At 34.0% G+C, this 26,321-nt stretch carries 12 protein-coding genes; 4 read left to right on the forward strand and 8 right to left on the reverse strand.

From position 1 onward, the window contains the following. Positions 1-134: 134 nt before the first annotated feature. The 5 genes from MHM83_RS05095 to MHM83_RS05110 form a co-directional block, all read right to left on the reverse strand. Positions 135-1,376: an efflux RND transporter periplasmic adaptor subunit gene (locus MHM83_RS05095; protein ID WP_239178653.1), complete on the reverse strand. Its 1,242-nt coding sequence runs from the start codon at positions 1,374-1,376 to the stop codon at positions 135-137. Positions 1,377-1,396: 20 nt separating this feature from the next. Beyond that, on the reverse strand, positions 1,397-5,830 hold the full coding sequence (locus tag MHM83_RS05100; RefSeq protein WP_159612920.1) for a CusA/CzcA family heavy metal efflux RND transporter: 4,434 nt from the start codon (positions 5,828-5,830) through the stop codon (positions 1,397-1,399). A gap of 125 nt (positions 5,831-5,955) precedes the next feature. Further along, a complete protein-coding gene (locus MHM83_RS16225) occupies positions 5,956-6,270 on the reverse strand; it encodes a DUF6660 family protein (RefSeq protein ID WP_370641893.1) in 315 nt (104 codons plus the stop codon). A 205-nt stretch (positions 6,271-6,475) separates the two neighbouring features. Beyond that, a complete protein-coding gene (locus MHM83_RS05105) occupies positions 6,476-7,921 on the reverse strand; it encodes a S41 family peptidase (protein WP_159612759.1) in 1,446 nt (481 codons plus the stop codon). Between the two features lie 217 nt (positions 7,922-8,138). Continuing rightward, complete coding sequence (locus MHM83_RS05110; RefSeq protein WP_159612757.1) at positions 8,139-9,353, reverse strand: site-specific integrase; 1,215 nt, start codon at positions 9,351-9,353, stop codon at positions 8,139-8,141. A 481-nt stretch (positions 9,354-9,834) separates the two neighbouring features. Between MHM83_RS05110 and cls the strand changes: the two genes are divergently transcribed. After that, positions 9,835-11,277 (forward strand): cardiolipin synthase, encoded by a 1,443-nt coding sequence (cls, locus tag MHM83_RS05115; protein ID WP_239178656.1) that lies wholly within the window; start codon positions 9,835-9,837, stop codon positions 11,275-11,277. Between the two features lie 89 nt (positions 11,278-11,366). Here cls and MHM83_RS05120 read toward each other — a convergent pair whose 3' ends face one another. From MHM83_RS05120 to MHM83_RS05130, 3 genes are read right to left on the reverse strand one after another with little or no spacing between them, the layout of a single operon-like run. Continuing rightward, on the reverse strand, positions 11,367-13,319 hold the full coding sequence (locus MHM83_RS05120; RefSeq protein ID WP_239178658.1) for an OmpA family protein: 1,953 nt from the start codon (positions 13,317-13,319) through the stop codon (positions 11,367-11,369). 12 nt (positions 13,320-13,331) lie between these two features. Further along, entirely contained in the window at positions 13,332-14,267 is a 936-nt protein-coding gene (locus MHM83_RS05125; RefSeq protein WP_047790750.1) for a PorP/SprF family type IX secretion system membrane protein, read from the reverse strand. Between the two features lie 15 nt (positions 14,268-14,282). Next, positions 14,283-20,852: a DUF7507 domain-containing protein gene (locus tag MHM83_RS05130; RefSeq protein WP_239178660.1), complete on the reverse strand. Its 6,570-nt coding sequence runs from the start codon at positions 20,850-20,852 to the stop codon at positions 14,283-14,285. A 688-nt stretch (positions 20,853-21,540) separates the two neighbouring features. On the opposite strand from MHM83_RS05130, the gene MHM83_RS05135 reads away from it, so the two are divergent. The 3 genes from MHM83_RS05135 to MHM83_RS05145 are packed head-to-tail and all read left to right on the forward strand — an operon-like array spanning position 21,541 to position 26,319. After that, a complete protein-coding gene (locus tag MHM83_RS05135) occupies positions 21,541-22,029 on the forward strand; it encodes a GbsR/MarR family transcriptional regulator (protein ID WP_047790747.1) in 489 nt (162 codons plus the stop codon). Between the two features lie 15 nt (positions 22,030-22,044). Further along, positions 22,045-23,166, forward strand: coding sequence for an efflux RND transporter periplasmic adaptor subunit (locus MHM83_RS05140; RefSeq protein ID WP_047790746.1), 1,122 nt, complete (start codon positions 22,045-22,047; stop codon positions 23,164-23,166). A 15-nt stretch (positions 23,167-23,181) separates the two neighbouring features. Beyond that, complete coding sequence (locus tag MHM83_RS05145; RefSeq protein WP_047790745.1) at positions 23,182-26,319, forward strand: efflux RND transporter permease subunit; 3,138 nt, start codon at positions 23,182-23,184, stop codon at positions 26,317-26,319. Positions 26,320-26,321: the final 2 nt, after the last annotated feature.

Genomic DNA, 26,321 nt, shown 5'->3' on the forward strand with positions numbered 1-26,321 from the left:
AGTGAATTCATTTTTATCATTTTCCCTATTTCATGAATTGCTTTTTGATTGGGCCTGCCGTTTTATCCCGTTTTTGGAATGACATCGAACAGACCCTTATCAACCAATCAATCAAAATCGATTTTTATATTTTACTAATGACTATGCGACGTTTCGCTTTTTTGCATTTCAGATATTAAGTAGTATGCATTGTTGAATACCACTTGGACATCCTTAGAAAGCGGTTCCAATAGTTTTATTTCCACCCAACCATCTTCGGTTATTCCTGTTCGGACTTCAAGAGGTTTTAACTCCCATTCAACCTTACCATCTTCCAAATGTTTTTGTGCTATAAAAATGAACGGCTTTCCACCTTCTTCTATAATGGCATCTTCAGGTAAGGCCGTCACCGGTGCCTCACCAGTCCTTATTTTTCCATTGATATACATTCCAGGGATAAGGAAATCTTCTTTTTTATCGATTTCTGCGTGTATGTGTACGGCCTTAGGGTTCTGTTCAAATTGCTTTCCTACGGAATAAATTTCACCGGTAAGATTACTCCCGGGAACCGACTCTAACGTAAAAGAAATTTTTTGTCCCTTTTTAACCTTATGGATGTCCTTTTCAAAAACCATTAGATCCGCATGAATATGCTCATTATCCACAATTTCAAACATAGGCGTTTGCGATGCTACATACTGTCCCATTTGAACTTTTACTTTCTCTATATAACCAGCAATAGGGCTTGTTACCGGAACATATTCGTAAATTTCACCACTCCTTATTTTTGAGGCACTTATGTTCAATTGTCGTAACTGCGATTCATAGCCTTTTACCTCTGCTTTAATCGATTGGTATTCAGACTCCGTTTGTTGAAACGTTTTTCCCGAACCTACCTTTTCTTCATATAACCGTTTTTGGCGCTCGTATTCTTTTTCCAAAAACTGCATCCTGTTATAGGTTTTTATATAGTTGGTCTGGATTTGGGACAGGTCGGGGTGGGAAAGATATGCCAAGGTCTGTCCTTTACGCACTTTATCTCCTTCTATGACTTTGATGCTACTTACATTACCACCCAAAATAGCAGTTACCGTAGCTTCGTATTGTGGTGGCACCTCCAATTGTCCATTAGCTTTAACCACACCCGATAGCGGCCTTGTTGGTAAGACTCCCACTTTAATCCCCAAGCTATTGAATTTCAACTCGGATAGATGCACTGCATCTCCTTCTTCAGAACCTTCTTCGTCTTCTTCATGTTCCTCTCCTTCTTTATGGTCATGAGTTTCTTCTGTATTAGAAAGCTTTTTTTCTCCATTTTGCTTTACTTCTTCCTTGCAACCCATAAAAATGGCAAGCACAAGGGGCAACATTAAAATCTTTATTATTTGCGTTTTCATCTTATTATTTATCTTAAATTTTATTTAGAATTTTTTAGGTAATACTCCAGTTGGTAACGACTGTCCAAGTAACTATTAAAAGCTTCCCAAGCACTTATTTCTATGCGGATAACATCTCTAATATTTTGCAAGAAAGCCACATAGTCGATAGCACCTTCCTTAAAGGCCAATATGGTACCTCTTTGCTGTTCTTTGGCCAATGGAAGTGCTTTATTTTTATAATAATCCCACGAGTTTTGCCATTTTATAAAATCTTCACGCATATTTTCATAGGCTGTTTTTAACTTTAGCTTTTCGGTATAAAAATTCTCTTCTGCTATTTTTTTGTCAATTTTTGACTTTTGTGTTCTTCCTAAATTGGCACCGAAAAACAATGGAATTTGTACTCCCACTTGATATTGATAAAATCCTGATTGCCCGTTGATTTGTTGCCTGCCGTATTGTGCCTGGAACTTTGGCAAAAATTCAGATTTTTGTACCCTGGTAACTGCCTTAGCTACCTGTATTTGTTGCTTTGAGGCTTGAAGTAATGGATGGTTTTCCAAGGATGTTGTCCTATAATCAAACGGAGCTTCTAAAGATTCCAATGAAGCATTTGGCACACTGTACAACGTATCGCTGGCAAACCATTGGTTTAACTGTTGCAATGCTTTGTTGTATTCCCTAAAAGCCTGTTCTTTTTGGATTTTGACCTCATTGGCTTGATTGGAAGTTGCCAAATATTCCAAATTAGAGGAAGCTTCGGTCTCATACCTTATTCTGGCCGCTCTCTCAATATCCTGAAAAACGGAATCCATGTGTTTATATACCAAATATGTTTTTCGTTTTGTGTACACATTTGCCCAAGCCCTGCTTACCTCTCGTTCCACTTCCAGGGCAGTTAGGTTGACAAGGTTTTCCGCCAAATGGATACGTTCCTTTTGCAACTTTAATTTGGGAACAATCCCAAACACATTGATGTCCTGCTGTTGCACCCCGATGGTATTGGATACACCGTTTTCTCCATTGCCTACTTCTTCCTTTCCAGTAAATATTTGGGTATTTCCAAAATCAAAGGCAGTTTTTCGCATCGCTTTCTCGCCTTCAATTCCAAGTTTTGCAGCTTTTAAACTCGGGTAATTGGCAATTGCCATTTTCTTGGCTTTTTCCAGGCTTATCGTTGGCAAACTATCCTGTAGGGTTATTTTGTTTTCCAATATACTTTCTTGAGCAGAAGCTGGAATGGCAAAACCCAATACACAGCCTACGATTAAAACGGTAGTTATAGCACTTGGCTTCAATGAAGAAAGCTTCTTTTTACCTTTGTTTTCTCCCCGCTTTTCAATGAATGTATATAAAATTGGAAGTACAATTAATGTTAGTAAAGTTGCCGTTAGCATACCTCCTATGACCACGGTTGCCAATGGTCGTTGTACTTCGGCACCAGCCGATGATGAAAATGCCATAGGCATAAAGCCTAAAATATCTGTAGTTGCTGTTAACATAATGGGGCGTATTCTTTCTTTTGTTCCTGTTACTATTCTTTCCCGTATGCTTGTTACACCTTCTTCCTTTAAGGAGTTAAATCGGTTTATAAGCACCAATCCGTTCAGAACGGCAACCCCAAACAATACTATAAACCCAACACCCGCAGAAATACTGAATGGCATATCCCGTAACCATAGGGCAAATATGCCGCCGATGGCCGCCAATGGGATGGCGATGTATATCATTATGGATTGTGAAAACGATTTTAGAGCAAAGTACAGGAGCACAAAGATCAAGAACAGTGCTATGGGCACTACGATGGTCAACCGTTCTTTGGCACGTACCAGATTTTCAAACTCACCGCCATAGGTAATATAATACCCCGGTGGCAGTTCTAGCTCGGCATCCAATTTCTGTTGAATATCGGTTACCACGGATTCCACATCACGTCCTCTTGTATTTATACCTACATAGGTTCTACGAAAAGTATTGTCGCGGGATATCTGCATGGGCCCTGGCACATAGCTTATGTCCGCCACTTCTTTGATGGGAACTTGGGTGCCATCGGGCAAATCGACATATAAAGCGCGTAAATTTTCGATGCTTTTGCGGTGCTCCTCATCAAATCGGATAACCATATCAAAGCGTTTTTCCCCTTCAAAAATGACACCTGCATTACCACCGGCGAATGCGGCACTTATGTAACTGTTTACCTTCTCGATATCCAGTCCGTACTGTGCCATCTTTTTTCGATTGTACCTTACGGTCATCTGTGGCAAGCCTGATGTCCGCTCTGGATTGACATCGCCCACGCCCGGAACGGTTTGGATAATGGCAGCCATTTCTTCTGCCTTTTTGGAAAGGACCTCTAAATCTTCGCCATACAATTTTACGGCAACGTCTTCCCGAACTCCTGTTAGCAGTTCGTTAAAACGCAGTTCCACAGGTTGGCTAAATACTAGGTTTACCCCTGTAAGTTCACTATCCAGTTTATCCTTGATTTTATCGATGAGTTCTTCTTTTGATTTTGCCGAAGTCCATTTGTCCATATCTTTTTCCAAGATGATGAACATATCGGCAATATCCATCGGCATTGGGTCGGTAGGGATATCGGCAACACCAATTCTGGCAACTGCTGTCTTTACTTCTGGAAAGTTCTTGATAAGTACACTCTCTATTTTGTTTGATACATCGATAGCTTCTGTTAATCCTGTTCCCGGTCTTAACAGCGCTTGCATGGCAAGGTCTCCTTCGTCCAATTGAGGTACAAATTCGCCTCCCATTCTTGAGAATACAAACCCTGAAACAAGAAGTAAAACTACAGCTGCTCCTATAACTAAGGATTTTGCTTTTAATGCCCCTTTTAAAAGTGGTAGATAGGCTTTTTGGATACTACCTATAATATTATCACTGATTTTCTCCAACCAACTTTCAAATTTCCCGAACCAATTGTTTTTGTTTTTAACGGGTTTCATAAATAGAGCAGACATCATCGGAACATAGGTCAAGCAGAGGAAAATAGCCCCAAGCATGGCAAACCCAAAGGTAAACGCCATAGGACGGAACATCTTGCCTTCAACTCCTGTTAAAAAAAGAATAGGCGCAAATACGATTAGAATGATGATTTGCCCAAAAAAAGCAGAGCCCATCATGGTGCTTCCCGCTTCATAGGCAACTTCATCCATAATACCTTGATTGAATTTGAGCTTTCCGGAACGTATTCGTTTTTGGATTTCATAGACCGTCCCTTCTATGATAATTACCGCCCCATCTATAATGATTCCAAAATCGATAGCTCCCAAGCTCATTAAGTTAGCCCAAACTCCAAATTGTTTCATCAAGATAAAAGCAAAGAGCAACGATAGGGGTATGGTTGTGGCAGTTATCAATCCGCCCCTTAAACTTCCCAATAAAAAGACCAGGGCAAAAATGACGATAAGTGCACCTTCCAAAAGGTTTTGTGTTACGGTACTGGTGGTTCGTTCTATGAGATTGCTTCTATCCAAAAAGGGTTTGATTTCCAACCCTTCAGGTAAAGACTTTTCAACGTTTTGCATTCTTTCCTGAACATTGGCAATCACTTTATTGGGATTGGCTCCTTTCATCATCAACACCATTCCACCAACGGCTTCGCGACCATCTTGTGTAAAGGCTCCGTAACGTACTTGGTTTCCAAATTGTACTTTTTCGGCAGCATCTCCTATGGTAATCGGGAGTCCATTTTCATTTTTTATGGCGATGGCCTTGATATCGTCCAAAGACCTTATGAGTCCTTCCCCCCGGATGAAGTTTGCCATTTTACTTTTTTCAATATAGGCACCTCCTGTATTGACATTGTTCCTTTCCAAAGCGGCAAATACCTCGGATATGGAAACACCTATGGCATTTAGCTTTTCGGGGTTTATGGCTATTTCGTATTGTTTTATGTTGCCACCAAAAGAGTTGACTTCCACAACACCATCCAAGAGAGTCATTTGGCGTTTTACGATCCAATCCTGTATGGTACGGAGATCGGTAGGGGAGTATTTGCTTTCAAAGCTCTTTTTTGGTTTTATGGTATATTGGTATATTTCCCCTAAACCGGTGGTAATCGGTCCCATGGAAGGGCTCCCAAATTTTTCTGGGATGCTTTCCCTAACCTCGTTCAGTTTCTCTTGTACCAATTGTCTAGGTTTGTAAATGCCCATGTCATCATCGAATACGATGGTTACTACGGAAAGCCCAAAACGGGAAATAGAACGGATTTCGGTTACATTGGGCAAGTTGCCCATGGCCAGTTCCACGGGATAGGTCACGAATTGTTCAATATCTTCGGTAGCGAGGTTTTCAGATACGGTGATGACCTGTACCTGGTTGTTTGTGATATCTGGCACCGACCCCAGATTTACGGTAGACATGGACCAAATACCGGTTATGATAAGCGCCAATGTCAGTAGTCCAACAATAAATTTATTATTGATGGAGAATAAAATGATTTTATTGATCATTATGAAAAAAATTAATTCAGTTAAACTTTTCGCTAAAGTTTGCATGAGGCAAAATCAACGCAATGAAAGTTCAGACCTATCGAGCAGAAGGGTCTAAAAAGGATGTAGTTGTCCTAAAAACTGAATTAAACCTGGGGTGGTTGTAGTAGGGAGTGGGTATATTCTTTACCTATGTTATCGAAATGGATAATGGGTTCGAAAGGGAAGTCCATAACGATTGGCTCAAAATCTGGGAGTCCAAAATTTATGGTATGTACATGGCAGCAGTGACAGGTGCAAAATGGACTGCATAAGTCAGAAGTACCATTTTCGGAATGGTCTGTGTGATCATTCATCACAGTTTCCATTTGATTGTCATTCGTAGAAAAATTCACATCACTACAGGGTAGCCCATTAAGAGCTAGAAGATAAAAGATTAATATGAGTGCTGTTATTTTCACAATACAAAGATACAAAATTAACAATGCACAACTTGTGCAAATATAGTTACGATGCTATTTTAATAACAAATAACATATGTTATATCTTCTTTATATATTACTTATTAAGTACATTTATCAAATATGCATACTGATAGCTTTTTTGAAGTATGAACTTACTCAATTTCTTAATGTATATAACGTAAAATTAAGTAAGGTTGATCAGTTATTTTTTAATCATGTAATAAATTTCTAATAATCCTGCATCTTGCTCATTTAGAAAATATTTATACTTTTTCTCGTTAGAAATATTTATATCAGGCATTATTTTTAGTTCTGGAACATTATTTTCTATTTGAGAGCTGAAACTAATTTCCATTAAAGGAACATCAAGCAGTATTCCTGTGCCAGGTAATTTATATGTAATCAATTGACCTGCGGTGATATTATGGTGTGATCCGCCAATTTCTTCTCCAATAATTTTACCTCGTGACTCACTCTTAAATAATGCTGTAAAATAAGATGCTGCAGAAACTGTTCTACCTCCTATTAAGAGGTATACTGGTCCTTTAAAAACATTTTCTTGAGGAGTTATTTTATTGTTTTTAGCAAAAAATAATTCATAGTAATCACCCTTTTTAGTGAAGTCATTTTTAATAGAATTTATATATTTATCTATGGAAGCTGTATTTTGAAATGTATTTTCAGCTATGGATTGAATGTATTCTTTATAAGGAATATTAAAATCAGGAACTCTTGCAGAAACTGTTTCTAGAAAAGGTTTTTGCGCTATATATGAAAAAAGCAATGCAGGAATTAAAAGATTTCCTCCAGTATTATATCTCAAATCGATTACAAGGTTCTTAGCATTTTTATTTTTTATTTCGTCAAAAATAGTTTTAAAATATTCGTTAAAATCGTCATACTCACCTTTGAAAGAGTTTAATTGAAGATAATATGCAGACCCGTCTTCAAAATATTGAGTATTAGCAACATTATCTAACCCATTTCTTTGTAGTGGAAAAACCATACTATCATTAAATAATTTAACTCTTTCTTCTACAGTTAATGGCGATAATACTGTTTTTTGTATGGTTTTACTTTCTGGACTTTGATAAACTATCTCAAAATTATCTACTTTTCCAAATTCTATAAAGTAATGAATGTCGAATTGCATTTCTATTGATCGTTTTGAAACAGCATCATTTTCAGGTAACATTATAGATAATATATCATTTGTGTTTACCCCATTGATACTGGAAATAATAGATCCAAAAGGAATACTTAAGTTTTTAGCATTTACAATTAATCGATTCCCTATAATATTAACAGGTAATGGGAAAAGCACTTTTTTATCTTTTATTAAAGACATTATAGCTTCTTCAGGAAGTGAATACATGCCGTGTTCATCCGATTTTGTATCTGCTTCAGATTTAGATAAAAACTTCATAAACTCAAATAAGGTCAACGATTTATCTACTAACTTCTTTGATTGTTCATTAAAAACACTATCAAATTCATTCTTATCGGTTTCATTGAATCTGGGAGATAGCTCTCTAATGATTGTCTTAATAATATTGTAGTCTTCTAATAATATTTCTGTTTTTATTTTTTCTTGAGAAAATAGAACTGAAGATAAAAGTAAAGGTAGGGCGAGTACTAGTTTTTTCATTTTAAATTGAGATTTCGTTTACTGTATCAAGTATAGTGCCATAATTTTATTAAGATAAAAAAGAATTGTACCCGAGAAGGCTTAAAGTTTAATGTTATTAATTTTATATGCTTATTTTTCTTTTTTGATTTATAAGTTAACATGTTTAGAATTAAAATAATAACAATTCTATTTAAGTTTCGTTTTACCTTTTGAGTTGGTTTGCGAAAATCTGATATTAAAAATTAACTACACTACTCAAAGCATCATCTGCTTCTTTATGAATAAAATTAGCTTGATAGTTCAATGTGGTTTTTAAATCGCTATGGCGATACAGTTTTTGCAACATTAAAGGATGAATGGTATCACCAGCTATATTTCCGAAGGTATGTCTCGCAATATGCATTGTGATTTTCTTGTCTATTTTTGCCTTTTTAGCAATAGACTTTAGATTATCATTAAATTTCTTGTTAGCTGTCTTTCTTTTGTTATAAACATCTTTGGCATTATCGAGATTTGCTTTTTTCAGTTCAGGAAAAACAAAATCTGTTGCATATCTTTTATCTTTTCTGTAGTAGTCTAAAATTTTGAAAACCTTATCAGGTATTTTTAATGACAATAATTTTGAATTCTTATTCATTCTATAATGCAACCTTTTATCATAAATGTCAGACCACTTTGTTAACAATACATCGGTAACTCTCATTCCGGCAAAATTAAAACTGAAGAGCCAAACATTTCGCGTATGCACCTCGCTTAATGTCAAATTTTCAAGAGCTTCTATAGCTCTTACTTCAATAATATTCAGACCAACCTTACTCGTTTCTGGAAACTTAATTTTAATCTTGTCGCCGCCAAAAGGATATAATTCCCTACTAACTATCTTTAGCTTTATGGCTCTATTAAATAATAAGCGAATGAGAACTAAGACATTCATTATTGATGTTTCTGAGAGTCCGTGATTAGACTTCAAATATAGCATCAGCTTTTTAAGAAAGCGTTCATCTATTTCCTGAAATGCGAGCTGTTTTGATTTATTGAATTTTATGATATAGCTAATCAAAGCACTATCAGTTGATAGACGATTCAATTTTTTGCCAATTTCCAATTCGTCAAGATGCTCTTGAGCTAGTTCAAAAAAGGTAGAAGAATTTCCCGACGCATAAATCTCTTTTTTGATTTGATTGGCAGACGCATCTTTATATTCGGATTGCAAGTCAATCAGTGCTTTGTTTGCATTTGAGAGTTCTTTTGATAGCAGTTTATTTAAACTATCAGCATTTGGATTAGATTTTCTTACTCGAATATTTTTTTCGTCCCAATCTTCTAAATCGATATAATGACCAACGTATTGATATGTTGAACGACGATTTTTTGTGATTCGAATAGCTAATGGATAGAGTCCTTTACTGTTCGGTTTTTTGCGAAGAACTATCTTGGCGTTTGATGACATAATTGACCTATTTTGAGTACGAAAGTCAAATCAGGTACAACATAGGTACAACATTGTGATTTTTGCTTAGCTTTTGATTTATACCTTTGATAAAGGTACGAAATTATTGGGCTTTTTAGGTACAACATAGGTACAACAAATGTTGGTATTAACTGATATTAATTGACTTTAAATAAAATGATTAAAAACATAAATCATTGAAAATGAGTTATTTTGTGTTTTATTGGTGCAATATATACCAGACTTAGGATCTGGTGCCGTGAGGTGTGAGAGTTCGAGTCTCTCCGCCCGTACTAATTTAAAGATAAAACCTTAATTCGTTTAGAATTAAGGTTTTTTGTTTTTAATACTGTAAAAACTAACTATTTCGGTTTTATTAATAACCTTTAGTTATGCAGTTGTGTTAGTTGAATTTTTTTATAACTGAGTCTCTTAGGTGTTAATATTTTAAATACCTTTAGCAGAAAAAGATACTTTTATTTTGATAACTACACTACTTATAATTTTATATGTAGCTATTATTGCTACAGTTGCTGTTATTATTATTAATACTTCAACACCACCAAAAGCAATAGCTTATCTATTTTTGCTGATTCTGTTTCCTGTAGGAGGTATTATTATTTATTTAATGGTTGGAATAAACCATAGAACGTATAAGTTATATAATAAAAAGTTAGAAGTAGACAAAAACATTTTCTTCGACCTTAAAGAGAAGCTAAAAAAGTATAATGAAAAAATACTATCAACGTCTAAAAGCCATTTAGGACATTTTTATAATCTGACGAAGTTTATACATAAAGAAAATATTTTAACTAGTAATAACAAAGTTAATTTACTAATAAACGGGGAACGTAAGTTTCCAGAAGTTATAAAAGTATTAAAAGCTGCAAAAAATCATATACATATAGAATATTATATTTTTCAAAATGATACTATTGGTAAGCAAATAGGAGATGTTTTAAAAGAAAAGGCTAAAGAAGGAGTTAAAGTACGTTTTATTTATGATGATTTTGGAAGTAAAGATATTCGTAAATCGTTTGTGAAGTCTTTAATTGATAGTGGGGTGGAGGCGTACCCTTTTTATAAAATTAAATGGTTATTGTTAGCTAATAGAATTAATTATAGAAATCATAGAAAAATAATTGTAGTTGATGGAAAAGTTGGTTTTGTAGGAGGTGTTAATGTTTCTGAAAGGTATGTTAATCCTAATAAATTTAATTGTTATTGGAGAGATACACATATTAAAATAGAAGGACTCGCTGTTTTAAACTTACAACGAGTTTTTTTAGCGGATTGGAATTTTTGTGCTAATCAAAATGTTATTATAGAGGAAGAGCTTTTTCCAGCGGGAGATCAAGTAAAAACAAATGAACATAAGCAATTAGTTCAAGTAATTTCTAGTGGACCAGATTCTGATCATCCAGACATTATGTATGCACTTATTCAAGCAATACTGTTATCAAAAAAAGAAATATTAATTACTACTCCATACTTTGTGCCCAGAGCTTCTTTTTTAGATGCTCTTAAAATAGCTAGTTTAAGTGGAGTTACGATAAAATTATTGGTGCCAAGTGTTTCAGATTCGAAATTAGTAAACGGAGTGTCGAATTCTTTTTATAAAGAAGTATTAGAAATAGGAGTAGAGGTGTATAGATATAAGAAAGGGTTTGTACATGCAAAGACGATGGTGTTTGACGAGTTGGTTTGTTCTGTAGGAACAGCAAATTTAGATGAACGTAGTTTTGATTTAAATTTTGAAATTAACGCATTAGTTTATGATAAACATTTTGCAAGTCAGTTGAAAAATGCTTTTATGGAAGATTTAAAAAACAGTGAGAAAATAGACTTACATCAATGGAATAATAGACCTGTTTTAATACGTTTTACAGAGAGATTAGCTAGATTGTTAGCTCCTATTTTGTAGTGAAATTTAATAAAAACAGCAGTAAAACTTCTCAAGGATAAGAAGTTTTACTGCTGTATATCCAACAAAAAGAGCTTTCTTAAATTATTTTATTCTTTAATTATAAACATGGATCTACGGTTGAGTTGATGTTCGTCTTCACTACACGTAGTTTGGTTATTACATTTGTTAATAAGTTCCGATTCTCCATATCCTTTTGCAGTTAACCTTGTTATACCAATTCCTTTTTTTAGAAACCAATCTAATGTAGCTTGTGCTCTGTTTTCAGATAATTTCGAATTGTATAAATCATTACCTCTAGAATCGGTATGAGATTCAATATGGATTTTTAAAGTAGGATATTCTTTTAATGCGGTCAGAATTTTAGCTAATTCAATTTCAGCATCTGGACGAATATTAGATTTATCATAATCGAAATAGATAGGCTGTAATGTTAATCTACACCCTAAATCATTTGGAGGACAAGGGTCAGAGAGCTCTAAAGCTAAAGGCATGTTTAGCTTAATAGGCATTTTTATAGTTTTCGGGTTATTTGGGGTTTCTATAACTTTTTCTTTCGGGTGGTATTTTTCTTTCTTAGCCCTCAAAGTATACTGTTCTTGACAGTTTAATAGAAAAGTAAAGGTAGCATCGTTACCAACAGTAACTGTTTTTACTTCTTTATTGTTACTATCAATCAAAGTAACTTCTGCATTTGGAATTAATTCACCAGTATTTTTATCCATTACAGGTCCTTGAATTGTAATTTCACAACGTTCCCAAATTTGATAAATATCGTCACTTTTACTACCTTCTTTACCATCACGATTAGATGTAAAATACCCTATTCTATCTTCTTTTATAATGAAGCCAAAATCGTCTTTTGAGCTATTTATAGGTTCTCCAAAAGTAGATATTTCACCATGAGAATCTTTTGTTAGTTTTGTTACAAAAATATCTAAGCCTCCCATACCTGATGAATGCCCATCACTAGAAAAATACAAATCGTTATCGTCACTTACAAAAGGGAAAGTTTCCCTTTCAACAGTGTTAATCTTGTTACCAAGGTTTATAGGATTTGTATAAATGTCTTCTCCTAAAATTTTGACATACCAAATATCGGACATTCCTAAGCTACCAGGCATATCTGATGAAAAGTAGAGTTTGTCTTCTTCAGGGTTAAGGGCTGGATGTCCAACAGAGTAATTATCGTTGTTAAAAGGAAGTTCTTGTATATTTCCCCAAGTATTACCTTTTTTAGTGGCTTTATATATTTTGAGTCTAACAACATGATTTTTATCTTTTTTCTTTTTACCATTTAAATAATTATTCCTAGTAAAATACATAGTGTTTCCATCTTTTGTAAAAATAGCGGTAGATTCATGGTAAGGTGAGTTAATACTTCTGTTAAAAGCTTTTACTTTACCAAAGTTCATATCCTTATCTAAAGGAACTTGATATAAGTTAAGAAAAGGTTGTTTATCCCATCCAGCAAGCTCGGTAGGATGTTCTTTTGATAAAGTTGGATCTTTTCTGCTTGAAGCAAAAACAATATTATTGCCATAAAAGGCTGGACCAAAATCTGAATACTCTGTATTAACAGGAATTTTCTCTATTTCAAAAAGTTTATCCTGAACACCTTTTTTAAATAAAGTGTCAGCAACATTTCTATAGGATTCTAAAGGGATGGCTTTACCTCCTTTTAATCTATAAATTTCCATGAGCTTTTCAGCCTCTTCAGGTTGATTAATGCTTTTTAAGCATTGAGCTGCTCTAAAATAATCAACTGTAAGGGCTTCATTTGGAAATCGGTCTATTAAATTGTAATACCATTTTGCAGCACTTGAATAATTACTATTAAAATAGTACGTATTTCCCAGTTTTCTATAAATTTCAGCTGATCCATAGTCTTCTTCAACGACTTTTAAATAGATTTTTTGTGCATCTATAAAATCATACGTATTGTATTTGATGTTTGCCTTTTCAACTAGTGCAATTTGAGTAAAAGCGTTTGTATTTGTTAAGGCAGTTAAAAAATAGAATATTAAATAATGCTTTTTCATGATATTAAGAGTTTAAAAGAATCTTGGTGTTAGTATACGTTCAGGGTTATTAAAGATGTCAAATCTTAAAAAGAATTCATAAGAACCATTACTATGGTCTTCGATATCTGTAGTTTGAAAATCATATCCCATTCCTAAGAATAACTGATTAGTTATTTGAAATCCTGCCATGGCGCTAATTGCAGCATCCCATCGATAAGAGGCTCCAAGGGTAAATTTATTGTTGAAAAGAAAATTTGCAGATAAATCGGCTTGCAGAGGAGATCCATTAACCCACTTAAACATAGTTGCAGGCTTGAGTTTTAGGTTTTCACTAATATCAAAAACATAACCCGCTATAAAGAAGTAATGTAAACGTTCTATGGCTATGGCATCTTCATTGTTGTTATTGACGCTATCTGAATTATAATGTTTTGAATTGAAAAAATTAGGTACTGATAATCCAAGATAGAGTCTGTCGTTATTATAGTAAATACCTGCACCTATTTGAGGTTGTACTTTTTTGTCAATGTTTTCTGCAAATTGCCAATCGTTTTCATCATATATGTTTAGTTTTGAGTAATCTACGTCTAGTATACTCAGTCCTCCTTTAATACCAAACGATATTCTTGAACGACCTGATAAAAGTAATGAGTATGCATAATCTATTGTAATACCTGTTTCGTTAGAAGGACCTATTTTATCATTAATAATAGAAAGTCCTATTGCGTTTCGTTTTAAGGTACCCAAAGGCATATTAAAAGTAAAAGTTCCGGTATTTGGAGCTCCATCAAATCCAGCCCATTGTGTTCTGTATAGTAACCCTAAACCAAGAGCATTTTTTGAACCAATATAACCCGGGTTTACAACTTGGGTGTTATACATGTATTGTGTATACTGTGGGTCTTGTTGAGAAAAACACACATTTACACTAATAATTATTAATAGTAATATAGAATAATGTTTCATTAGGTTTAGTGGTTTTTAGTTTCTTTTTAGATATAAATATCCTTTATCAGTCATGGCTTCTTGATCGGAGTTCCATCGTGTTAGTATATAGAAATAGGTACCTGTGGGTAGTTTTTGATCTTTACTAACTGTTGTACGTCCTTCAGAGATTCCTCTAAATAAATTTCCGTTAATTCCATAAGCATCAGTTTGATAAACTAAAACACCCCATCTATTAAAAACTTTTAAATTATTGTTAGGATAATTTTCAATACCATTAATGCGGAAGAAATCATTAGCCCCATCTTCATCTGGAGAAACAGCATTAAAAATTTCAAAAGGAATTTCTTCGACGGGTAGGTCTGTTATTGTAGGATCATCTGGATCACCATCATTGTCAATATCAATATCATCTAAATTATTTGGGTCGTCAGAAGTATCAGTTACAGAACCTCCTGAAGAGTCTTCAGCTGTAACCAATGCTTGATTGGTAACAGACTCGTTTGTTAAGTCTTGTTCAGTTATAACATAAATAGCAGTAAAGGTTGTACTATCAACTTCGCCAGGTAATAGTTGAGGAATGGTGCTACCGTTAATTGTAATTCCAGGTAAGTTATCTTGTAAAGTAATATTATATAAAACTGAATCTCCAGTATTGTATATGATAAAACTATATGTTATGGTTTCTCCAACATTAGCATATCCATTTCCATTAGCATCATTAAAGGTGCTTACTTTTTCAAGAGAAATACTGTTATTAGGTTGACACAGTGTAGTTTGGGTTTGATCGTCTTCAAGAATACTATTGTCATCAGATAAATCACTTACATTGTTACCACTAATACTTGTACCTGTAACAGTTGCTTGATTACTAACTGAACCATTATCAATATCAGATTGTGTAATAGTGTAACTAGCAGAATAACTCCATGTTTCATTTATATCAAGTTGGTTGTTGCTATTGATATCACCTGAGGCAAGGGTAATTGCCCCGCCTAACATTGGGTCAGTTAGGATCACATTTGTAATAGTAGTGTTTCCTGTGTTTGTAAGAGTGAAATTATAAGTTATTGTTTCTCCTACATCGCTACAACCATCAGTGTCTTCATCATTGAAAGTAGCAGTTTTAATTAAGGCAATTCCATCAGACTGACATAGATTGGTTTGTGTTTGGTCATCTTCAAGAGTACTATTGTCATCAGATAAATCACTTACATTGTTACCACTAATACTCGTACCTGTAACTGTTGCTTGATTACTAACAGATCCGTTATCAATATTTGCTTGAGTAATTGTGTAATTAGCAGAATAACTCCAAGTTTCATTAATGTCAAGTTGGTTGTCACTATCGGTATCACCTGAGGCAAGAGTAATTGTACCACCAAGCATTGGATCAGTAAGAACTACGTTGGTAATGGTAGTGTTTCCTGTGTTTGTAAGGGTAAAACTATAGGTAATGGTTTCTCCGACATCGCTACATCCATCTGTGTTTTCATCATTGAAAGTAGCCGTTTTAATAAGAGCAATACTATCTGATTGACACAGTGTAGTTTGTGTTTGGCCATCTTCAAGTATACTATCATTATCAGATAAGTCGCTTACATTGTTGCCACTAATACTTGTACCCGTAACTGTTGCTTGATTGGTCACTGAACCATTATCAATATTTGCTTGAGTAATTGTGTAATTGGCAGTATAACTCCAAGTTTCATTAATGTCAAGTTGGTTGTCACTATCGGTATCGCCTGAGGCAAGGGTAATTGTACCACCAAGCATTGGATCAGTAAGAACTACGTTGGTAATAGTAGTGTTTCCTGTGTTTGTAAGTGTGAAGTTGTAGGTTATCGTTTCTCCTACATCGCTACAACCATCACTGTCTTCATCATTAAAAATAGCCGTTTTTATAAGTGCAATACTATCGGATTGACACACTGTATTTTGTGTTGGGTCGTCTTCAAGCACACTATCATTATCAGATAAGTCTGTAACAACGACAGCTTGCGATGACTCTCCGCTTGCGGTAGCTTGATTCGTAATTGACCCGTTATCAATATTGGTTTGAGTTATGGCATAATCAGCTGTATAAATCCATATTTCACCTACATCAAGTGTGTTGTTTGTGTTCAGGTCTCCTGAATCTAATGTAACAGGTCCGCCTAATAAAGGATCATTTACAGTTACATTAATTAAACCAGTATTACCTTGATTTGTAACCGTCATTGTGTAGGTTATTGTTTCTCCGACATTGCTACAACCATCTGAGTTTTCATCATTAAAAGTGGCTGTTTTAACAATAGCAATGTCTGGTGCTTGACATAAATCAATCGTAGTGATATCATCTTCCAGGATACTATTGTCATCAGATTGATCACTAACTGTACCTCCAGAAACAGTACTAGCTTGGGCTGTAGCTTGATTTTGAACAAAAGTGTTTGTAATATCTAGCGGAGTAACAATATAAGAACCTGTATATATCCAAATTTCATCAACATCTAACTCATTGTCAGAGTCAGTATCTCCTGAGCTGTAAGAAACTGTAAGTAAAGGGTCGGTTACAACTATTGAGTTTAGTGTTGTGTTTCCTGTATTTATAACAGAAAGGGTAAAAGTTATTGTTTCTCCGTTATCGCTACAACCATCACCATTTTCATCATTAATGGTTCCTTGCTTAATAAGTGCAATACCTTCATTTTGACATAAATTGGTTACTGTAGGGTCGTCTTCTAGAGTACTGTTGTCATCAGACAAGTCGCTTACGTTAGTTCCTCCTGTACTTACTCCTGTTACAGTGGCTTGACCAGTAACAGAGCCATTGTCAATATCGTCTTGAGTGATAATATAGTCTAATGAGTATATCCATGTTTCATCAACATCTAGTTCGTTATCGCCATCAGTATCACCAGACTCTAATGTTAAAGGAGATGGAGAAATAGGGTCGGTTAATTCAACGTTTGTAATACTTACATTACCAGTATTGGTTACGGTATACGTATATGTAATTGTTTCACCTGGATTTGCGCATCCGTCACTGTCTGTATCATTAAAAATACCTTGTTTTAATAAAGCAATGCCTGCTTGTTGGCAAAAGGTTGAGTTAGTAGCATCTATATATCCACCGTAAACTTCAATTGAATTTACAGCGGCAACTAATGAGTTTACTGTTAATTGGATTTCGTCAAAACCTGTACTAGTATCAAAAGCTACAACGTAAAAACTATCTGTACTAGTAGGAGTAATATTAACTAGCCCTAGTGCTTCAAGAGCTAACAAATTATTTGCTGTTTGTTGTTCTTGTTGAACACCGTCAAGATAAGTTATGATGGTGAGTGTGTTTAATAAGTCTGCTTGAAGTAAGTCGTTTGTATCTCTAATTACAAATCCAGCTTGTGTGCCAGCAGGGTAATCAACAAGTACATCTTGAACTGAAATAGAAGCATTTCCTGCTACACCAGCCACAATGTTTATAAGCGCATAATCAGAATTGTCTTCAGATATAACATTTACAGCATTATCAACTTCACAAGCGATACAAGCAACACCGTCGGTTCCTGTATTTTCGTTGTTAATAATAACCGAACTACTAGGATTTGATATTACGTAAGGTTCATCACAATTAATTATTCCTGGACAGAAAGATTGAAGTACCATTCCGTAAATTCTGGTACTACCTAAATCTAATGAAAGAGTTTGTGTCATAGAAAGTTGTACTTCATCAAAAGGAGCGGTAGTAATAAACCCTAATCTTACAGATTCACTTCCTGTTAATAATAATCCAGAATATACAGGAAGTAATTCAGTTGTGCTTGTTTTAGATTCAACAAGTGTTCCGTTTAAATAAGTTGAAATGGTTATAGCATCAAACAATTGAGTGTTTAAAAGTGTAGTATTTTCAATATCAAAACCAGCAAAAGTATTTGCGGTGTAATCGGTAATTTCATTTTTATAGGCTATAGTAGCTGTACCTGCAACACCTGCTAATAAATCTATAGAAGCATAGTTTGAAGTATCAGAATCAATAGCATTATTAACGTTGTTAACACTTCCTAGTGTTAAAAGTCCTCCAGTTCCTGTGTGTTCCTCTACAGCTCTTACAGGAAAGTTTGGCTTAGTTAGTTGTGTAGCGGTGTTACAGGCTAATTCAGGACCTTCACAAAATCTATTTGTTACAGCAGCATAAACATTAGTTGTTGAAGCAACTCCTGCTAAACTTGAAATAGAGATTTCAACAGCATCATAATTCATAGAGGTGTAAAAGCCGACATAAAATTGATCTTGACCTAAAATAGGACTGTCTAAAGCAAGTAAAGAAGTACTTGTGTTAGTTTCTTGTTGTACACCATCAAGATAGGTTGTTATTGTAATAGCATTTAAAAGATCGGCTTGAAGAATGGAAGTGTTTTCTATTAAGAAACCTGCATAGCCACCCGATTCGATAAACTCGCTAGCTGTATTGTCAGTTACAGTTAATGTATGTGTTACTCCAAGACCAATAAGTGTTGATACAGAAGCAAAGTTAGAAAAATCTGTGTCTATAATATTGCTAGCATCTGAAATACCACAACCTATTACACAGAGTCCAGAAGTGTTTTCATCTACTGTTAAATCTGTAAAATTATCATTTGTTATTGCTACAGGATTTTCTGTATTACAGGGAACAGGGTATTGTACGCCATCTGTATAAATGATATACTCTGTTGTAGATTGACATCCGTTAGCATCTGTTACTGTTACATTGTAACTTCCTTGAGTTAATCCAGAAATAGAAGAAGATGTTTGGCCTCCGGGGTTCCACAAATAAGAGTAAGGAGGAGTTCCTCCAGATACGGATAAAGAAATATTCCCATCTGAAGCTCCGATAGAAGTTTCTTTTATTGTGTTACCTGATATTTTTATGGAATTGTCTACATAACTACCATAAACCTCAATGCTATTAATAGTAGCAGCGAGTGAACTAACTGTAAGTTGAATTTCATCATATTCAAGTGAAGTAGAAAAGCCAACCAAATAAAAACCATTAGTTGTAGAAGGAGTTATATTTATTAAACCTAATGCTTCGAGAGCTAATAAATTGTTTCCAGATTGTGTTTCTTGTACTGAACCATCTAAATAAGTTGTTATGGTTATAGAATTTAATAAATCTAATTGTAAAAGGTCATTTGTATCCCTAATAACAAAACCAGCAGCGCTTCCAGAAGGAAAGTTACTTAGAACATTTTCAACTGAAATAGAAGCTGTACTTGCAACACCAGCAGTTATATTTATCATAGCAAAGTCAGATTCACTTTCGCTAATAACATTTGTTGCGTTATCTACTTCACAAGCTACACAAGCTACTCCGTTTACACCAGTGTTTGTGTTATTAATTATTACAGGTTGAGAAGGATTGTTTAATAAAGTAGCAGTATCACAGTTTAAATTCCCTTCGCTAAAAGTTTCTAATATAAGACCATAAACTCGAGTACTCCCTAAGTCTAAAGTAAGAGTTTGTTGAATGGATAATTGAGCTTCATCAAAAGGTAATGAAGTAACAAAACCTACTTGAGAGCGTTCAGTACCAGTAAATAATAAACCACTGTCTACCGATAATAATTCAGAGCTACCTGTTTTTACTTCCTGTTGAACACCATCTAAATAAGTTGTTATGGTAATTTCATCAAGTAGTTCAAGATTTAAAACAGAAGCATTTTCAATGTCAAAGCCTACATACGTTTGTGCAGGATAATTTGTCAGCTCATCTTTTATAGAAATACTTCCAGTAGCTATAACACCTAAAGTAAAATCAATACTAGCGTATGAGTTGCTATTAGAGTCTACCGCAGCATTAGTATTGGTTACGCTACCAACATTTAAAACACCTCCCATTCCAGTATGTTCGTCAACTACACGAGCAGGAAAATCAGGTTTATTAATCAAAGTAGGAGTATTGGGTTCTAAATTAGGGCCAACACAAAAACTATTAGTAACCGGATAATAAATATTAGTACTAGAAGCAATACCTGCTAAACTAGCTATTGAAACTTCAATGCTATCGTAGTCTAAAGTAGTGTAAAACCCCGCGTAGAATTGATCATTATTTAATAGAGAACTACCAAGTGTTACTAACGAAGCTCCTGAATTAGTTTCTTGAGGAACACCGTTTAGGTAGGTTCTTATGGTAATAGCTCCTAGTAAATCTATTTGAGCAACAGAGCCATTTTCTATTAAAAAACCGGCATAGCTTCCTCCTTCAAAAAATTCATCCGTGGTATTATCTGTTACTGTTATTGTATGAGTTACACCTAAACCTAAAAGTGTAGAAATAGTAGTGTAGTTTGAAAGATTTGTGTCTGTCAAATTGTTGAGGTTTGAAATACCGCAACTCAATAAACAAAGTCCACTAGTATTTTCAGTTACAGTTAAATCAGTGAAACTAGATGAAGAGATAGCAACAGGAGCATCGGTATTACAGGGAACAGTAATAGGAGGAGAATAATTAATATTATTATTACTCGAATTTTCTTTTTTGACAAAAGAGGATAATACTAAGAGCAATAATATTAATTCAACAAATTTGAATCTTTTATAATTTTTTAGTAAGAGTAAATACGTTAGAGTAATTCTTTTCATAATAGTTGATTAGTTAGGTGTTATAAATAACTATCAAGCTTTAATTAGTGGTTGGTAAGCAAGGATAGTATTATGCGATTTGTAGTTTAGTAAACATGTTTAGTTTTTATTTACTAATACAACAAATAGTAATTCAGGTTTCTTTTTACAGAGCTATTAATAATTCTAAATAATAATTACTTATGAATTTCAGGTTAATGAAAATCTTAAAAGTAACTGTATAGTTAATTATTAGTATAGCAGTATGTGGAATACGGATTAAGGAAAAACTAATAGTTTAATTATAGCTAACCTTTTGAATAAGAAAAAAAATAAATAATCATAACACGAGAGACTTAAATTAAAAATAGCTTAAACATATTCTCAGTAAAACTTAAAAAAGCTTACCTAGTTTACAACAGTTAATAATGCATTATTAACAGTCAACAGTATTTTAACTTTAAGGGGAGAAAAAATTATAACTTTTAATTACATTATAATAAATTTCTTTTAGATCTTTTGTGAAGATAGTGAAAAAAATATTATAAACAAAAGAAAAAGAGCTTGTTAGTAGCTTTTGTAAGCTTTGAAAATAGAGATGATAGAATAAAGGAAAGTGTATTAAGAATGTATTAACATTTTTTTAACTTCGATTAGTTCGGTTTGTTCCGAACTGAGGTTATTTTTGCATGGCAAATTTTTTATGGAGATGAATCAAGTAGAAAAGAAAAAATGTGAATTGGTAGAGAAATTGGGAATTTTTTTAGAAAAAAAAGAACAGTTAGCCCCAGTTGCAGCAAGAATACTTTCACATATTATTTTAACAGGAAAACAAGGAGCAACCTTTGAAGATTTAGTATCTGGTCTTTGTGCTAGTAAAAGCACAATTTCAACACATCTTAATCATTTACAAGGTTTAAAACAAGTGAGTTACTTTACAAAAACAGGTGATAGAAAAAAATACTTTATTCTAAATAGCGATACAATGCTAAAAGGAATAAGTAATATGATAGAAGAGTGGGAAGGAGAAAAAGAACTACACATAGAAGTTAAAGAATACAAAGAAGACATTAACAAAACTCTAAAAGAAGAAGATAGATTTGATCTTGATTTCCACGATAGTTTTATTGAGTTTTTAGATGGAGCAATTGCGTCTGTAACTAAATTAAAAGAAAAAATTATAAACCACAAACAATAACTATATATACATAAAATGAAATATCAACACATATACGGTATTGCTATTCTTAGCATTGTTGCATTATTTTTTACAAGTTGTGAAAAACAACAACAAAAACAACAACAAATGCCAACGCTACCTTTTCCAGTAGTAAAGGTTGCAAAAAAATCAATAACAAATTACCAACAATATCCTGTAACTATTGAAGGAGAAGTAAATAGTGAAATAAGACCTAAAGTTTCTGGATATGTAAAAAACGTTTTGGTAAAAGAAGGTCAAAAGGTTAAACAAGGACAATTGTTGTTTAAGTTAGAAACGCAATCATTAAGTCAAGATGCTGAAGCGGCAAAAGCAGTTGTAAACACAGCACAAGTAGAAGTTAATAAGCTAAAACCATTAGTAGAAAAAAATATTATTAGTCCAGTACAATTAGAAACGGCAAAAGCTAATTTGGCACAGGCTAAAAGTACATATAATAGTGTTATAGCTAATATTAACTACGCAAATATAAAAAGTCCTGTAAACGGGTTTGTAGGTTCAATTAATTATAGAAAAGGTGCTTTGGTAAGTGCACAAAGTGCAATGCCACTTACAAAAGTAGCTTCTATAAAAAATGTATATGCATATTTTTCTATGAATGAAAAAGAGTTTTTAAACTTTATCTCTTCCGCTGAAGGAGAGACAATGGATGAGAAAATAAAAAAGTTACCACCAGTAAAATTATTATTAGCTAATGGTAAAGAGTATGAGCAAACAGGAGCCATTGAAACCATTGCTGGTGATATAAATCAGCAAACAGGAACTATCAGTTTTAGAGCAAAATTTGATAATAAAGCAGGTTTGCTACGTAATGGAAGTAGTGGTACAATTTTAATACCTCAAGAGCATAATGATGCGTTGGTTATACCATCAGAATCTACATTTGAGCGTCAAGGTAAGGTATATGTTTATATCGTAAATAATGATTCTTTGGCAGAAAAAACTATTGAAGTTGAAGCCCAAATAGGAAAGCTTTATGTAGTAAAATCAGGGTTAACAACAGAACAAACAATCTTAGCTAAAGGCTTAAATAAAGTTCGATCTGGAGCAAAAATAAAACCTATTCCTACGCCTTTAGATAGCATAGTAAATTCATTCGATACGGTATTTAAATAATTAATAAAACCAGTTATGTTACAAAAATTTATAGAGCGTCCGGTACTCTCTACAGTAATTTCTATTATTATAGTAATATTAGGAGTACTGTCATTAACACAATTACCGGTAACGCAATATCCAGATATTGCACCACCAACGGTGCAGGTTACTGCTTCTTATCCAGGAGCTAGTGCCGAAACAATTTTAGAAAGTGTTATTGTTCCTATAGAAGAACAAATAAACGGAGTAGAAGGAATGACCTACATGACTTCTACTGCAAGTAATACAGGTACAGCAAGTATTCAAGTTTTCTTTGAACAGGGATATGATCCAGATATTGCAGCTGTAAACGTACAAAACAGAGTCGCTAGAGCCAATGCGTTATTACCTTCTGAGGTAACAAGAGCAGGAGTTATTACAGCAAAACAACAAAACTCAGCATTATTATATGCTGCAGTTTACTCTACAAATCCTGAGTATGATGATGTTTTTATTCAAAATTACTTAAATATAAACGTAAAACCAGAATTACAACGTGTATCAGGGGTAGGAGCAGTAAACGTGTTTGGGGCAAAAGACTATTCGATGCGAGTGTGGTTAGACCCAGCAAAAATGGCATCTTATAAGTTAGAACCTAGAGAAGTAATTGCAGCGATTAATGAACAAAGTTTAGAGGCAGCAGCTGGGTCTTTAGGACAAAACTCAGGAGAGTCTTTTGAATATGTAATTAAATATAAAGGACGATACAAAACTGCAAAAGAATACGAAAACGTTGTTGTAAAAGCTCTAGGGAATGGGCAGTTTTTACGTGTTAAAGATGTAGCAAAAGTAGAGCTAGATGCATTTTCATATTCGTCATTATCACGTACAAACGGGAATCCAGCACTTAACTTTGGTGTTTTTCAAACACCTGGATCTAATGCACAAGAAATTATTGAAAACATCTATGTAAAACTAGAAGATTTAAAGAAAGATTTTCCTGAAGGATTAGATTACATTATTAATTATGATACCAATAAATTCTTAACAGCATCTGTAAACAAAGTAAAAAGTACTTTAATAGAAGCCTTTTTATTAGTGTTTGTAGTAGTATTTATCTTCTTACAAGATTTTAAGTCTACCTTAATACCCGCAATAGCGGTTCCAGTATCAATTATTGGTACCTTCTTTTTCTTAAATCTATTTGGGTATTCTATTAACTTATTAACCCTATTCGCTTTAATTTTAGCAATTGGAATTGTGGTAGATGATGCTATTGTAGTAGTAGAGGCGGTGCATGCTAAACTGGAAGATGGAGCAGAAAGTGCAAAAAAAGCATCAATTTCAGCGATGAGTGAAATCAGTGGTGCTATTGTGTCTATTACGTTAGTAATGGTGGCGGTTTTTGTACCAATTACGTTTATACAAGGTCCATCAGGAGTATTCTATGAGCAATTTGGGGTGACACTAATGGTTGCTATTTTAATTTCAGCAGTAAACGCACTAACACTAACACCAGCTTTAAGCGCATTACTATTAAAACCACATAACGATACTCACAAGAAAAAAGGACTATTACAGCGATTTTATGATGCATTTAATGCAGGATTTAATGCGGTAACTAATAAATATACTAAATCTTTAGGGTTTTTAGTAAAGCACAAATGGGTAACAGCAGGTATTTTAGGGTTAAGTGTTTTGGCTATTGTATGGGCAAGTAATACGATACCTACAGGATTTGTACCTTCGGAAGATAGAGGTGTAGTCTTTATGAATGCTGAATTACCTGCAGGTTCTTCCTTAGACAGATCGTATAAAGTAACAGAAAAGTTATATGAAAGTATTAAAGAAATAGAAGGAATCAAAGGGGCATCGTTTATTAGTGGAAGAAACTTTTTCTCAGGAGAAGGAAGTTCGTACGCAATGGGCTTTATTATTCTGGAAGATTGGAGTGAAAGAGAAAGTGATGCTGAATCAGTTAAAAGTATAGTAGGTCAACTTTTTGGTAAAGCAGCTATGATACCAGATGCAAACATTATTTTCTTTACCCCACCAAGTGTACCAGGTTTTGGTAGTGCAGACGGTTTTGAAATGAGATTACTAGATCGTGCAGCCAAACCATTAACAGAAATGGATGCAACAGCCAAACAATTTGTTGGTTTGTTAAATCAACAACCAGAAATAGCGTTTGCTTCTAACTCTTTTGACACTGGATTCCCTCAGTTAGAACTAGATATAAATGTAGAAAGAGCTAAAGAAGCAGGAGTATCAACAAGTGCTATCCTTTCAGCTTTACAAGGATATATTGGAGGAAATTATGCAGCTGACTTTAGTAGGTTTGGAAAACAATTTAGAGTTTTCGTACAATCGTTGCCTGAAGACAGAATAAATGAAGAAAGTTTAAATAGCATGTTTATAAAAACACCAAGTGGAGAAATGACACCAATCTCTCAATTTGTTAGTTTAGAACGTGTATATGGACCACAAACAGTTAATCGTTTCAACCTGTTCAATTCAGTAACAGTAAATGGAGGAATCACACCAGGATTCAGTACAGGAGACGCAATTACTAAAATAAATAGTTTAGCAGAAAATAATTTACCAGAAGGATATAGTGTTGCTTATTCTGGAATCACTAGAGAAGAGATAGCATCATCAGGACAATCTACCATTATTTTTATGATTAGTATTCTGTTTGTGTATTTCTTATTAGCAGCACAATACGAGAGTTACCTATTACCACTATCAGTAATTTTATCATTACCAATTGGGGTAGCAGGAGCATATTATACAACATATTTAGCAGGGTTAGAAAATAACATCTATTTCCAAATAGCTTTAATTATGTTACTAGGATTGTTGGCTAAGAATGCGATTCTTATTGTAGAGTTCGCAATACAGCGTCGTAAGCAAGGAAATAGCTTATACGATGCTGCTATTGAGGGAGCAAAAGTACGTTTAAGACCTATTTTAATGACTTCTTTTGCCTTTATTCTAGGGTTATTACCATTAGTGTTAGCAAAAGGAGTAGGAGCAGAAGGGAATAATTCTATCGGTACCGGTGCTGCAGGAGGATTATTAATTGGTACTTTAATAGGGGTATTTGTTATTCCTGTATTATTTGTAATATTCCAATGGTTACAAGAAAAAGTATCAAGTAAACCAGCTGTTGTTGAAATTAAAGAAGATTAATT

The sequence above is a fragment of the Tenacibaculum sp. Mcav3-52 genome (assembly GCF_022347665.1).
Classification (GTDB): domain Bacteria; phylum Bacteroidota; class Bacteroidia; order Flavobacteriales; family Flavobacteriaceae; genus Polaribacter; species Polaribacter mesophilus.

Bases quoted from the DNA above. Each gene is read 5' to 3' on its own strand.
- MHM83_RS05110 (WP_159612757.1), bottom strand. From the start codon at position 9,353: ATGTCATCAAACGCCAAGATAGTTCTTCGCAAAAAACCGAACAGTAAA.
- MHM83_RS05140 (WP_047790746.1), top strand. From the start codon at position 22,045: ATGAAATATCAACACATATACGGTATTGCTATTCTTAGCATTGTTGCA.
- MHM83_RS05130 (WP_239178660.1), bottom strand. From the start codon at position 20,852: ATGAAAAGAATTACTCTAACGTATTTACTCTTACTAAAAAATTATAAA.
- MHM83_RS05095 (WP_239178653.1), bottom strand. From the start codon at position 1,376: ATGAAAACGCAAATAATAAAGATTTTAATGTTGCCCCTTGTGCTTGCC.
- MHM83_RS05100 (WP_159612920.1), bottom strand. From the start codon at position 5,830: ATGATCAATAAAATCATTTTATTCTCCATCAATAATAAATTTATTGTT.
- MHM83_RS05135 (WP_047790747.1), top strand. From the start codon at position 21,541: ATGAATCAAGTAGAAAAGAAAAAATGTGAATTGGTAGAGAAATTGGGA.
- MHM83_RS05145 (WP_047790745.1), top strand. From the start codon at position 23,182: ATGTTACAAAAATTTATAGAGCGTCCGGTACTCTCTACAGTAATTTCT.
- MHM83_RS05120 (WP_239178658.1), bottom strand. From the start codon at position 13,319: ATGAAAAAGCATTATTTAATATTCTATTTTTTAACTGCCTTAACAAAT.
- MHM83_RS05125 (WP_047790750.1), bottom strand. From the start codon at position 14,267: ATGAAACATTATTCTATATTACTATTAATAATTATTAGTGTAAATGTG.
- MHM83_RS05105 (WP_159612759.1), bottom strand. From the start codon at position 7,921: ATGAAAAAACTAGTACTCGCCCTACCTTTACTTTTATCTTCAGTTCTA.